This is a genomic window from Arthrobacter sp. BGA-UO-ETr-C19 (genome assembly GCF_059568005.1).
Genome location: NZ_JCAQPC010000018.1, coordinates 257605 through 271003 on the forward strand (window position 1 = coordinate 257605; position 13399 = coordinate 271003).

At 66.9% G+C, this 13399-nt stretch carries 10 protein-coding genes; 6 read left to right on the forward strand and 4 right to left on the reverse strand.

Translation table 11 applies throughout. The features are described from left to right. Positions 1-153 precede the first annotated feature (153 nt). Both AC57BR_RS11160 and AC57BR_RS11165 read left to right on the forward strand, forming a co-directional pair. Positions 154-1473: a lytic transglycosylase gene (locus tag AC57BR_RS11160; protein ID WP_496360453.1), complete on the forward strand. Its 1320-nt coding sequence runs from the start codon at positions 154-156 to the stop codon at positions 1471-1473. Between the two features lie 113 nt (positions 1474-1586). Next, entirely contained in the window at positions 1587-3767 is a 2181-nt protein-coding gene (locus AC57BR_RS11165) for a Stk1 family PASTA domain-containing Ser/Thr kinase (RefSeq protein ID WP_496360455.1), read from the forward strand. A gap of 92 nt (positions 3768-3859) precedes the next feature. On the opposite strand, the gene AC57BR_RS11170 is transcribed toward AC57BR_RS11165, so the two are convergent. Next, complete coding sequence (locus AC57BR_RS11170) at positions 3860-5251, reverse strand: class II 3-deoxy-7-phosphoheptulonate synthase (RefSeq protein ID WP_496360457.1); 1392 nt, start codon at positions 5249-5251, stop codon at positions 3860-3862. 194 nt (positions 5252-5445) lie between these two features. Beyond that, on the reverse strand, positions 5446-6213 hold the full coding sequence (locus AC57BR_RS11175; protein ID WP_496360459.1) for a lysophospholipid acyltransferase family protein: 768 nt from the start codon (positions 6211-6213) through the stop codon (positions 5446-5448). 110 nt (positions 6214-6323) lie between these two features. Here AC57BR_RS11175 and AC57BR_RS11180 point away from each other — a divergent pair, with 110 nt between their 5' ends. The 3 genes from AC57BR_RS11180 to AC57BR_RS11190 are packed head-to-tail and all read left to right on the forward strand — an operon-like array spanning position 6324 to position 8606. Next, on the forward strand, positions 6324-7112 hold the full coding sequence (locus tag AC57BR_RS11180; protein WP_496360461.1) for an alpha/beta hydrolase: 789 nt from the start codon (positions 6324-6326) through the stop codon (positions 7110-7112). After that, positions 7109-7921, forward strand: coding sequence for an alpha/beta hydrolase (locus AC57BR_RS11185; RefSeq protein ID WP_496360463.1), 813 nt, complete (start codon positions 7109-7111; stop codon positions 7919-7921). Before AC57BR_RS11180 ends, AC57BR_RS11185 begins: the two co-directional genes overlap by 4 nt. After that, the gene (locus tag AC57BR_RS11190) at positions 7914-8606 is read left to right on the forward strand and encodes a hypothetical protein (protein WP_496360465.1); all 693 of its coding nucleotides are present in this window, start codon (positions 7914-7916) and stop codon (positions 8604-8606) included. The genes AC57BR_RS11185 and AC57BR_RS11190 overlap by 8 nt, the downstream gene beginning before the upstream one ends. Before the next feature lie 24 nt (positions 8607-8630). On the opposite strand, the gene AC57BR_RS11195 is transcribed toward AC57BR_RS11190, so the two are convergent. Then, the gene (locus tag AC57BR_RS11195) at positions 8631-9773 is read right to left on the reverse strand and encodes an ROK family glucokinase (protein WP_496360467.1); all 1143 of its coding nucleotides are present in this window, start codon (positions 9771-9773) and stop codon (positions 8631-8633) included. Between the two features lie 194 nt (positions 9774-9967). Here AC57BR_RS11195 and AC57BR_RS11200 point away from each other — a divergent pair, with 194 nt between their 5' ends. Beyond that, positions 9968-11788 (forward strand): AMP-dependent synthetase/ligase, encoded by a 1821-nt coding sequence (locus tag AC57BR_RS11200; RefSeq protein WP_496360469.1) that lies wholly within the window; start codon positions 9968-9970, stop codon positions 11786-11788. 111 nt (positions 11789-11899) lie between these two features. Here the strand turns inward: AC57BR_RS11200 and AC57BR_RS11205 are convergent, their stop codons facing one another. Continuing rightward, a complete protein-coding gene (locus AC57BR_RS11205) occupies positions 11900-13249 on the reverse strand; it encodes a MinD/ParA family ATP-binding protein (RefSeq protein ID WP_496360471.1) in 1350 nt (449 codons plus the stop codon). Positions 13250-13399: the final 150 nt, after the last annotated feature.

Consider the following 13399-nt stretch of genomic DNA (forward strand, 5'->3'; position numbering starts at 1 on the left):
ATTTTCCAGCGGAAAGCCGATTCTTGTGCTAACCGCAAAATCGTGAGAGATTCACATAGATAACATTCGCAACACAATTAACATCAGTAACATTGGTATCACGAGCAACTGGCATGACCGACAGCATTCGCCGCTGAGAAGAGGACCTTTCCCATGACGACGACCCGCTCCACTAAGCAGTCACCCCGGCCGGGCCTGCCCCTGATCGCGGCCACGACGGCCACGCTCCCCGCCGTCATGCTGTCCTCCCTTGCGGTTGCCCAGCCCGCAGAGGCCGCCGCCCGGCCCAAAACCGTGCCTGCGACACTCGCCGCCGCCATCGAGGCCCAGGCAGCAGCCGTCAAAGCCGGCATCATCCCCGCGGCCTCCGTGCCGGCCGCGCTCCCGTCAGGCCTTCAACCCTCCCGCGTCACGCCGACGGCCCACACGGTGGTCCGCGGGGACACGGTCAGCGGCATCGCCGGCCGGTACGGGCTCAGCACCAGTGCGGTGCTGAAGCTCAACAACCTGAAGTCGAACTCCGTGATCTACCCGGGGCAGCGGATCAAGCTGAAGGCTGCCGCGGCTCCGACGGCCAGGACTGCTGCGGCGCCTGCCAGCAGCGCTGCCAGGACGTACACGGTCAAGTCCGGCGACACACTGGGCGGCATCGCCGGGCGGCACGGCGTCAGGCTCTCCCAGGTGCTCAGCTGGAACGGGCTCAAGGTGACGTCGATCATCTATCCCGGCCAGAAGATCCGCCTCGGTGCGGGAACGGCTGTTGCGTCCGCCCCGGCCAAAGCGGCAGCACCGGCCGCCACGCGCTCAGCCTCCTACGTCATCAAATCCGGGGACACGCTGTCCGGCATCGCAGCCAGGCACGGCGTCAAGCTGGCGGACATCCTGTCGGCGAACCGGCTGAAGGTCACCAGCGTGATCTACCCCGGCCAGAAGCTCGCCATTCCCGGAAAGGCCAGCGCCGTCCAGCCGGCATCCAGTGTCACGCCGCTCGTGCCCAGCTCTTTCCTCGGCTACACCTACCCGGCAGCCGTGGTCAGCTCGGCCAACAAGAACAAGGCCCTGCTCAACGCCTCGCCGGTTCCGTCGCTTGCCCAGATGCAGTCCATTGTGGCCGACACGGCACGGCGGATGGGCGTGGATCCGGCACTGGCACAGGCCTTCGCGTACCAGGAATCCGGGTTCAACCAGCGGGCAGTGTCTCCGGCCAACGCCATCGGCACCATGCAGGTCATCCCCTCCTCGGGCGAATGGGCGTCCGACCTCGTGGGCCGGAAGCTGAACCTGCTTGATCCGTATGACAACGCCACCGCCGGAATCGCAATCATCCGCCAGCTGATCCGTACCAGCAAGAACCTGGACTACGCCATCGCCGGCTACTACCAGGGCCAGTATTCGGTCAACAAGCACGGAATGTACACCGACACCAAGCACTACGTCGCCGCCATCAAGGCACACCGCAAGAACTTCAGCTGACGTCCCCAACTGACCTCAGGACCGGGAGACCCCCGGCCCCGGGAGCATAACGATACGGGTCCGGATCGCATGTTGATTCGGACCCGTTTCCGTGCAGCACTTAGTATCGAAGGGTGCAGGAAAACGCTTTAGGCAGTCTCGTTGGGTCGCTGGTGGACAACCGCTACCAGGTGAAGTCCCGGTTGGCCCGGGGCGGGATGTCCACCGTTTATGTGGCCACGGACCAAAGACTGGACCGTGACGTTGCCCTGAAAGTCCTGCATCCCCATCTGGTCAACGACGGCAATTTCCTGGACCGCCTTGCCCGCGAAGCACGGGCAGCCGCAAAGCTCTCACACCCGCACGTGGTGGGCGTCCTTGACCAGGGGCACGACGGAGATACCGCCTACCTCGTGATGGAGTACATCAAGGGGCACACCCTCCGCGATGTCATCAACAGCAAGGGCGCCTTGTCCCCCCGGCTGGCCCTGGCACTCATCGACCCGGTGGTGGAAGGCCTCGGCGCTGCCCATGCCGCCGGCATGATCCACCGTGACGTCAAGCCGGAGAACGTCCTGATCGCTGACGACGGCCGAATCAAGATCGGCGACTTCGGCCTCGCGCGCGCCGTGACGACGACAACCAGCACAGGTGCCCTGATCGGCACCGTCGCGTATCTCTCGCCGGAACTGGTCCTGGGCAAGCCGGCCGACGCACGAAGCGACATCTACTCCACAGGCATCATGCTCTTCGAGATGCTCACCGGACGCCAGCCGTTCGACGGCGAGGTGCCCATCCAGGTGGCCTACCAGCACGTGAATTCCGCTGTGGGTGCTCCCTCAGGCCTGGTTCCGGGCCTCGCGGGGGAAGTGGACGAACTCGTGCAGTGGTGTACCGCCAGCGACCCCGAGCAACGGCCAGTGGACGGCAACGCCCTGCTCGCGGAACTCCGTCATATCCGGACCAACCTCACCGACTCCGAGCTCGACCTGCAACCCCCTGCAGCCATTCAGGCGGCCGCTGCGGCAGGTACCGCCCCCGATGCCGGCCCACGTGGCACGGGCGCTCCCCCCGCACCTGCCCGGATGCCGTCCCGGACGCCGCAGAGCCCGCCTGCCCAGGGAAGCCAGGGAAACCACACCGAGCTGCTGGCACCCATTCACGGTGATGACGCCCCCCGGGGCCGGCCCACGGAAGTCATTTCACGCACCAGCAACCCGACCACTGTGTTTTCACCCCCTGTCTCTTCGCCTCCAGCCTCTTCGACTCCGCGGCCGGTCCTCCCGCCCTTTGGATTCGACGACGACGACAGGGAGGCTGCCCCGCTGCCCCTGACCAAGCGGGAACAGCGGAAGCTGGACCGCCACGAACAAAAGGAACGCTCGCGCGCCGCGGCCACTCCCGTCCGGACGCTCCGGGAAGGGAATTCCCGGCGCCGGGGCGCGCTCTGGGTTGTGGTCCTGGTGATCCTGGCCCTTCTGGCCACGGGGGCGGGTTGGTTCTTTGGCATGGGCCCCGGCTCCCCCGGTACCGTGCCGGCCGTGGCGAACAGGACCGTGGCGGAGGCCCAGCAGCTGCTCCGGGACGCCGGTTTCCAATCCAGTACCAAGGACGTCTTCGACGACGACGTCAAGGCCGGACTCGTGGTGGGGTCGGAGCCGGAGCCCGGAACGGAAATCCGTAAATTCCAGCAGGTCTCGCTGTTCGTGTCCAAGGGTCCGCAGCTGTTCCCCCTGCCGCAACTGACGGGCAAGACGCTCGATGCGTCCAAGGAAGCACTCAACGGGGCCGAGATGGCGCTGGGCAAGGTCACCGAAAAGTTCGACGAGGAAGTGGCTGCCGGGACGGTGCTGGGCCAGGCCCCGGCCTCGGGAACCCCCGTGCGGCATGGGACACCGGTAAGCCTCACTGTCTCGAAGGGCCCGCAGCCCATTCCGGTGCCGGACGTCCGCGGACAGGACCAGGACGCGGCCTTCCGCGCCATCGAATCTGCCGGCCTGAAGGCCGTCTTTGCCGATGAAACGGTGCATGACCGGGACGTTCCGAAGGGTGCCGTGGTCAGCCAGGAGCCTGCGTCAGGAACCCTGACAAGGGGCCAGACGGTCACCCTGACGATTTCCGAGGGGCCCAAGCTCGTGAAGGTGCCCAACTACATCGGCAAACAGGCGCGCGAGGCCCGCGAAGCCCTGGAGAAGCGCGGCTTCCAGGTCCGCGTCAACGAAGTCCTCGGCGGCTTCTTTGGCACGGTACGGGACCAGGATCCCGTGGACACCGAAGTCCCCGAAGGCTCCGTCATCACCCTCACCGTGGTGTAGCCAGGACTGCAAACGAAAGACCGGCGCCGGGGAGTCTGAACTGCTCCCCGGCACCGGTCTTCCTTCTATGATGTTGGATCTGCCCTGCGGCGTTAGCGGCGGGTGAGCGCGCCAGCCACGAGGAAGGCCATCTCCAGCGACTGCATGTGGTTCAGCCTGGGGTCGCAGACCGACTCATAGCGGTCAAGGAACGCTTCCTGGTCGATCGGGTCGGCGCCGCCGAGGCATTCGGCGACGTCGTCCCCGGTCATCTCGACGTGGAGGCCGCCCGGAACCGTCCCCAGGGCATGGTGCACTTCGAAGAACCCGCGCACCTCGTCAATGACGTCGTCGAAATTGCGGGTCTTGTAGCCGTTGGGCGAGGTGACGGTGTTGCCGTGCATCGGGTCCGTGACCCACAGGACCTGGGCACCGGAGGCGGTGACCTTCTCCACGAGGGACGGGAGCTTTTCCCGGATGTTGCCGGCACCCATGCGGGTGATGAACGTGAGCCTGCCGGGCTCGCGCTCCGGATCCAGCTTGTCGATGAGGCGGAGGGCATCGTCACCGGACGTGGACGGGCCCAGCTTGACGCCAATCGGGTTGCGGACCCGGGACAGGAAGTCCACGTGGGCGTGGTCCAGCTCGCGGGTACGCTCACCGATCCACAGGAAGTGGCCGGAGGTGCCGTAGGGCAGGCCGGTCCGGGAGTCGATGCGGGTCAGCGCACGCTCGTAGTCGAGCAGCAGCGCCTCATGGCTGGCAAAGAATTCAACCCGTTTGAGGGCTTCGAAGTCGGCGCCGCAGGATGCCATGAACTTGATGGCGCGGTCGATGTCGCGCGCGAGCGACTCGTAACGGGCATGGGCAGGGTTCTCGGTGAACCCCTTGTTCCAGGTGTGCACCAGGCGGAGGTCCGCGAAGCCGCCTTGGGTGAAGGCCCGGATGAGGTTCAGTGTGGAAGCGGAGGTGTGGTATGCGCGAAGCATGCGGTTGGCGTCATGGGCCCGCGACTCGGGGGTGAAGTCGTATCCGTTCACGATGTCGCCACGGTATGCCGGAAGCGTCACGCCGTCCCGGGTCTCGTCGTTGGAGGAACGCGGCTTGGCGAACTGGCCGGCCATGCGCCCCATCTTGATGACAGGCATCGCCGCACCATAGGTCAGGACCACCGCCATCTGCAGGATCGTCTTCACGCGTGCGCTGATCTTGTCCGCGGTGGCACCCTCAAAGGTCTCTGCGCAGTCACCACCCTGGAGCAGGAAGGCCTTGCCCTGGGCTGCGGCGGCGAGGCGCTCGCGCAGGATGTCCACCTCGCCGGCGAAAACGAGCGGCGGGAGCACCGACAGTTCCTTGACGGATGCGTTGAAGACCTCGGAGTCCTGCCAGCTCGGCTGCTGGGAGATGGGAAGGTCCCGCCAGTTGTCGAGTCCCGGATAGTTGGCCGCACCGCTCTGTGCGGTGCTGGTCAGGGAAGAGGCAGGTTTTGCAGATAGCTCAGTCACACTACTAAGAGTAGTTGGCCGGACCGGCTCGGGACACCCGGACTGTCATGCGCCCGGCCAGGGCGTCACAGATCCGCAGTGTCACAGTTGCGCAGTGTCAAAGATCCACAGTGTCACAGATCCGCTGGGTCACAGATGCGCCAGCCAAAATTGTCACGGGGTCGAAGAGTCGCGGGGTCCCAGGGTCAGGCCATCTAAGCTGACCGGGACGAACCTGCCTCCCCTGGCTCTTCGCCGCCCTTCCCGGGCTCCTCGCCGCCCTTCCCGGGCTCCTCGCCCGACTTCCCCGCCAGCCTGAGCTTGACCACCGAGGCGTACTCGTCCACGTATTCCTGCCCGGAGAGCCGCATGAGCTCGTACATGACCTCGTCAGTGACGGACCTCTGGATCAGCCGGTCATCAGCCAGGCCCTCATACCTGCTGAAGTCCAGCGGCTTTCCGAAAATCATGCCGATCCGGCGGATGTTCGGCAGCCGCTTGCCGATGGGCTGGACCTTGTCCGTTCCGATCATCGCCACCGGGATGACCGGAACGCCGGCCTGGAGCGCCAGCCTCGCCACCCCCACCTTCCCGCGGTAAAGGCGCGAGTCGGGGCTGCGCGTGCCCTCGGGGTAGATGCCCAGCAGCCCGCCGTGCGTCAGCACGTCCATGCCCGCCTCGAGAGAGGCCGCCGAGGCCGCCCCGCCGGAACGGTCCATGGGGAGCTGGTTGGTCAGCCGGAAGAACATGGCGGTCAGCCGGCCCTTGAGTCCGGTGCCCGTGAAGTACTCGGATTTGGCCAGAAATATGACCGGCCGCGGCACCATCAGCGGCATGAAGATCGAATCGGAAAATGAGAGGTGATTGGAGGCAATTATGGCCGCGCCCTCGGACGGGATGTTGTCCAGCCCCTTGGCCCATGGCCGGAAAAGAGTGCGGACCACCGGCCCCAGGAAGATCCGCTTCATGACCCAATAGAACACGTGTCTTACCTCTCCGGAAGGCTACCGCCGGCGCGTTCAGAGGGCCCGGCGGCACTGCAATGCAACCCTACTCTAGTGAGAATTGTCCGGAACAGTGACACGATGGATCCATGACAGAAAGCAGCGACCGCACAAGGCCCGCCGCTTTCAGCTACGCGGGACACGGTCCCAATGCGCGGATCGGAATCGCGATTTCCCACGGCTTCACCGGCAGTCCCCTGAGCATACTGCCGTGGGCCGAATACCTGGCCGGCCGCGGCTTCGCCGTCACTGTTCCGCTGCTCCCCGGGCACGGCACCACCTGGCAGGATCTGGCCGGCACAGGATGGCGCGAGTGGCACGGCGCCTTCGAAAAGGCCTATCTGGACTTGGCCGCCAGGACGGACGAATGCTATGTTGCCGGCCTCTCAATGGGCGGTGCGATCGCCCTCCTCACCGCATCCCGCCACAGCGTGGCGGGTGTCGCCGTCGTCAATCCCGGCCTGAGTTTCTACGACCGGCGCGTCCGGATCATTGGCCTGCTGAAGTACATCCAAAGAACCACCGTGCCCATTGCGGAGGAAAATCCGACGGCGGCCACCACCGACGACGGCGACTACTCCCTGACGCCGCTGGCGGCGGTTCACCAGTTGAAGAGGCTGTTCGCTGCCGCCGCCCGCGGACTGCCGCGGATCACCGCCCCGGTACTGGTCTTCAAGTCGGTCAATGATGCAGTGGTTCCCCCGAGCTCGCTCAGCCTGATTCGGAAGCGCCTCACCTCGGCAGCCCTCGACGTGGTGCCGCTCAGGAACAGCGGCCACGTGGCTACGCTGGACACGGACGCCCAGGAAATTTTCGAGTCCTCGGCGCGGTTTTTCCAGCTGCGTTCCCGAAGCCACATACCGTCGGAGAAATCATGACCACAGTTCCCGATCACAGCCCGTTCAGCAGCGCCTTCTTCGGCGAGGGGCCGTCCGTCGGCATCGCGCTGTCCCATGGGTTCACGGGCAGTCCCCACAGCCTGCGCTCGTGGGCCGAGTCCTTTGCCGATGCCGGCTTTGCCGTCAGGATGCCGCTGCTGCCGGGCCACGGCACCACGTGGCAGGAGCTTTCCCGCAGCCGCTGGACGCAGTGGCATGAGGCGATGGACGCCGCCTACCTGGAGCTCGAGTCCGAGTGCGACCTCGTGTTTGCCGCGGGCCTGTCCATGGGCGGCGCCCTGGCACTGCGCATCGCCGCCACCAGGCCTGTGGCGGGAGCCATCCTGGTCAACCCCGGGCTTGTCATCGATGACCGCCGGGCCCCGCTGGCCGGCATCCTCAAGCTGGTCCTCAAGAGCACGCCGGCCATCGCCAACGACATCCGGAAGCAGGGCGTCGACGAGGGCGCATATTCCAGGACCCCCGTGGCAGCCGCCCACGAACTGAATAAGATGTTCAAGGACACGGTTCGGCTGCTGCCACGCATCACAGCGCCCGTGCGCGTTTTCCGCTCCACTGTGGATCACGTTGTTTCCGATTCCAGCATCACGGCCCTGCGGCGCGGCCTTACCCACGCCCCGCTGCAGCTCACGCGGCTGGACAACAGTTACCACGTGGCCACGCTGGACCATGACGCAGGCCAGATCTTCAGCGGCTCGGTGGACTTCATCCGCTCCGTGGTGGCGGATATCCGCCGAGGATCGGCCGGACCCGCGACAGCCACCCAGAAGGGCGCCACCGATGAATAGGCCCGATTCGAATTCGTCCGATCCGAGTGCCAACCAGGACGACGCCGTCTGGCTCGACCTGGTGGCCAGGCTGCAGGGCGACACCCCGGCTCCCGATGCAGACGTCGTCCCCGGCGACGGGGGCTCCCCGGCCCCCGGGTCTCCGCGCCATCACGGCGGTCCCCGGCACAGTACGGCCAGCGATGACGCCAGCAGCGCGCCGGAGGAAGGCACTGCACCGGCAGGACAGGCGGACGGTCCCGGTCCGGAAAGCGCCGCAAAGCACTTCACCGACTTCGATCCTCTGGGCCTGGCGCCCCGGGCGCCCCGGGAACTGTCAGCCGCCGAGCGGCAACAGGCTGCCGATCTGGAGAAAGCAGCCGGGCAGCCGGAGGCTGCCCGGTCCGGGCAGGGCGACGTTCCGGCCGGCGCGGGGGATCCGCGCGACTACAGCGTCGAGGACGACGACGGCGAGTTCGTCCCGGACGAGCCCCCCAAGCTTTCGGCGACGGACCCGCTGACGATGCTGGCCTGGCTGGGCGCCGTGGGTGCTCCGGTTGCCCTGGTCCTGTCGTCCATGTTCTGGCGCTCCGCGCCGCTGCTGGCAATTCTCGGCATAGTGGCCGTCTTCATCGCGGCCGTGGTGTATCTGATCATGAAGCTGCCGCAGGAGAAGGACGAGAACGACGACGGCGCCCGGGTCTGACGCTCCGTCAGGGGCGGATCGGGGTCAGCGGTGCGTGCGGCTGCTGACCCGCGACAGATCGGCAGCGCCGATCAGGCCGGCGTTGGGCCCAAGGGCGGCCAGCTCGATTTCTGCGGCCGGACGGAATCCGCGGCCGGTGAGGTTGCGTGCGAAGGCCTTGCGCGCCGGGGCCACCAGCAGTTCGCCGGCTGCGCAAAGACCGCCGCCGATGACGAACTTTCCGGGATCGAGCGCAGCGGCAAGGTTCGCCAGCCCCAGCCCGAGCCAGTTCCCGACGTCCTCCAATAGTTCCCGGGAGGCGGCGTCTCCGGCGATAGCCAGTTCAGTCACCGTGGCTCCGGTGATGAGCTCGGCGCTTCCGTCCACGGCCTTGAGAAGTTCCTGGGCCACCGGCGAGTTCGCCAAGGCCAGTTCCCGGGCTTCCCGGCCAAGGGCGTTGCCTGAGGCATACTGTTCCCAGCATCCGCGGTTGCCGCACTCGCAACGGTGTCCGCCGGGCATGATGATCTGGTGGCCAAACTCCCCCGCCACGCCGAATCTGCCCCGTTCAACGTGCCCGTCCATCACCATGGCTCCGCCGATGCCCGTGCCCAGGGTGATGCAGACCAGCCGGTCCTGCCCCTGCCCGGCGCCAAAGCGCCATTCGGCCCAGGCCGCAGCGTCGGCGTCGTTAACCAGCATGACGGGACGCCGCAGCAGGTGCTGCAGGTTTTCCCGCAGCGGTTCGTTCCGCCAGGCGAGGTGCGGGCTGAACAGCACGGTGCCGCCGTCGAGATCCATCCACCCGGCGGCGCCAATGCCCACCGACCTGATCCGGGCACCGGCGCTCAGTTCCTCGACGAGTTCGACGATGACGCGCTCCACCGCACGCGGGTCGCTTCCCGGCGTCGACCGGCGCGCCTCGCGCAGGATGTGGCCCTCGGCGTCCACCACGCCGGCGGCAACCTTGGTGCCGCCAATGTCGATGCCGATAGCCAGTCCCCGCCGGCCCAGCCGCAGCTGCTGCCGGAACAGGCGGTGGCCGGCCAGCTGGCCACCGTACCCCGATACCGGGCGCCGTGACACCGACCGCCGTGACGAGCGCTGCGGCGCCCATTCCCCGGGCAGGCCGCTCCGGCTGGAGTCTAGTGGCGGGGCTGGCTGCTCGTTGGACGGGGAGGGCTGCATAGTCCCCCATTCTAGGTGTCGCCGCAGAGCGTCTTCGCAGGTACGACACCCAAACGACACGTCCGGCACACTGGCGCCCCGTGCTCCTGCACCGTAAAGTTACCGACGGGTAACCAAGATCGGCCGGCCCCCGGCACGTGACGTACTAAGGTTAGGGTTACCCGCTGCGGCCAACGGATATCAAAGGAGCTAACGTGCGCGAATTCAGCGTTCCGCCCTTGGCGAACGTCCCCCTGGACAGCAACATCACGGACCTTGTGCTGCGCCAGGCAGCCAAGGCGTCCAACCCTGCCCTGTTTTCGCGCCTCGATTCCGCCGGCCAATGGCAGGACATCCGGGCCAAGGAGTTTATGGCCGACGTGTCAGCCCTCGCCAAGGGGCTGATAGCCAGCGGCGTCGGCGCGGGCGACCGCGTGGGCATCATGTCCCGGACCCGCTATGAGTGGGCACTCATCGACTTCGCCATCTGGTTCGCAGGTGGCGTTTCTGTTCCCATCTACGAAACGTCGTCGCCTTCCCAGGTTGCCTGGAACCTGGGCGACTCCGGTGCCGTCGCCGCCTTCGGCGAATCGGACCACCACGAAAACGTCATCCGGCAGGCCGCTGCCACCGAAGGCCTCGCGGCGCTGACCCACGTGTGGCAACTGGAGGGGGACGGCCTCGACACCGTGCGTGCCGCCGGCGCCGCCGTCAGCGATGACGAGCTCGATGCCCGACGGCGCTCCGCCGGGCTCCGCGACCTCGCCACCATCATCTACACCTCCGGCACCACCGGCCGGCCCAAGGGCTGCGAACTCACCCATGGAAACTTCGTGGAGCTCTCCGAGAACGCTTTGGCCACCTCCCTGAGCGGGGTTGTCAACGAGGAGTCCCGAACCATCATGTTCCTGCCGCTGGCGCATGTGTTCGCGCGCTTCATCTCGGTCCTGGCTGTGGCCGCCGGCGTCACCGTGGCACATACCCCCGATATCAAGCACCTGCTGCCCGATCTGCAGAGCTACAAGCCGACGTTCATCCTTGCCGTTCCGCGCGTGTTCGAAAAGGTGTACAACTCGGCCCTCACCAAGGCCGAGGATGGCGGGAAGGGTGCGATCTTCCACAAGGCCGCCGAAACCGCGATCGCCTACTCGCGTGCACGGCAGGCAGGCGGCGCCAGCCTGGGCCTGAAGCTCAGGCACGCGATCTTCGACAAGCTCGTCTATGGCAAGCTCCGCGCCGCCATGGGCGGCGAAGTGGCCCATGCGGTGTCCGGCGGCGGCCCGCTGGGCGAGCGTCTGGGCCACTTCTTCCAGGGCATCGGGCTGCAGATCCTGGAAGGTTACGGCCTCACCGAAACCACGGCACCCGTCAGCGTCAACACGCCGGAGCGGATCAAAATCGGCACGGTCGGTGCCCCGATTCCCGGCAACAGCGTCCGGATTGCCGACGACGGCGAGATCCTCGTCAAGGGCGCCTGCGTCATGCGGGGGTACTACCAGCGCCCGGACCTGACGGAGGAGTCGTTCGTCGATGGCTGGTTCCGCACCGGGGACATCGGCCAGCTCGACGAGGACGGCTACCTGCTGATTACCGGCCGGAAGAAGGAAATCATCGTCACCGCCGGCGGCAAGAACGTGGTTCCTGCACTGCTCGAGGACCAGATCCGGGCTGATGCACTGGTGTCACAGGTACTCGTGGTGGGTGACAACCGCCCGTTCATCGGCGCCCTCGTGACGCTCGATGAGGAAGCCCTCCCGGGTTGGCTGCAGCGCCACGGCCTGCCCGCGGACACGCCACTGAGCGACGCCGCCGGCCATGCCGAGGTCAAGGCCGCCGTGCAGGAGCTCATCAACCAGGCCAACCAGTCGGTGTCGCAGGCGGAGGCGATCAAGTCCTTCCGGATCGTGCCAAGCGACTTCACCGAAGCCTCCGGCCACCTGACCCCGTCCATGAAGGTCAAGCGCGCCCAGGTCATGAAGGACTTCGAAGCGGTGATCGACGAAATGTACAAGTCGCCGAAGCCCACCCGCGCCTAGACAGGACTCAATCCACGTCCCGGGTTATTGTCCACTTGTCGCGACTTCGGGGGCCTCCAGAGGCCAATAAGTGTACAAAAACTCCGGACGGCGGGTCAGGGCTGCTGGCGGTCAGGGCTGCTGCAGTTCGTCCACCACCAGCGCGGCCAGTTCCACGGCCGCGGCACGGGTGGCCGGCTTCAGCTGGCCGAGGCGGATCCGCGAGCCTTCGGCCAGGTGCCGGTCGTGCGGAATCCGCACCACATTCTTGACCCGGGACAGGAAGTGCTGCTCGATTTCGTCGATGTTGACCAGGGTGCGGTTGCCGGCGGCCATGTTGATGACAACCGTGGCTTTGGCGACGAGATCCTGGCGGCCATGGGCTTCAAGCCAGGACAGCGTTTCGGACGCCAGCCGGGCCTCATCCACGCTGCCGCCCGAAACGAGCACCACTGCGTCGGCCTTTTCCAGCGTGCCCTTCATGACCGAGTGCACCATGCCGGTGCCTGAGTCGGTGAGCACGATCGAGTAGTACCGGCCCAGGATGTCGGTGACTGCGCGGTAGTCGGCGTCGTCGAAGGCGTGGGCCACCATGGGATCTGTGTCCGAGGCGAGAACATCGAGGCGCGAACCGTCGCGCGCGGTGTAGTTGGAGAGCTGCGCGAACGAGTTCACCGTGAACCTGTCCTTAACCAGCTGGCGCGCCGTGAAATCAGCCCTGCCCGGGGAACGGTCCGAGAGCGTGCCTCGGTCCGGATTCGCATCCATCGCGATAACCCGGTCCTCACGCAGCTCCGCCAGCACCATGCCGAGCAGCGTGGTGACGGTGGTTTTCCCCACTCCGCCCTTGCGCGAGAGCACCGGCACGTACCGGGTCCGCTCCCCCAGCCGCAGTGCGATGCGGTGCTCCATGGCCCGCTGGATGCGGACCTGGTCCGAGTCGCCCAGGTTCACGTAGCCCAGGGTCACCTGGTGCAGCCACCGGCGCCAGCCCGAGACCGGCGCGGCTGCGGACCTGGTTAGGAGACGGTCGGCGGTCAGCGCGGCAGCGGGCTCAGGTCCCTCGGGACGTTCGCGGCGCCCGGGGTGCTCCCTGGCTTCTTCAGCCTGGGCCGGTTCGGCGGCGGCGGCCAGGCCGGCTGCCGAATCTGTGCCGGCTGGATCCGCGTCCGCGACGGCTGCGCCTGCTTCGGCCTGGTCGCCTGCACTGACGTCCGCACCGTTGACGCCCGCCGCGTTGACGCCGCCGGGACCCGCCGTCACGACGGGAATGGCCGCCGTCGCCGTCCCGTGCTGCACCACGCCACCCACTGCCGAGAGCGACCCGGCGGACGTGCGGTCCTGGGCGTCGGAAACGGTCACCACGCTGATGTCCCCTGCCGGGGCAGCGCCGGCGGGACTGGTTCCGGGCTCCCCCGCAATGTCGATGACGGGGGGCCTGTCGGGGCGCGGCCCGGGCTTGGGCGTATTGGTCTGCGTCATGGCTTCCGCTCTGTCTTGTACTGGCTGCCGGTGGAGTTCCGGCTGCCGGTGTGGTTCGGAAATGGCTGTGGGGGCGGCTTGGCGCCGTCCCCACAACCTTTTTCTGTTTTCCACCCTACCTGCAGGGCGGCCGCTGGCCACCCTGCAAGC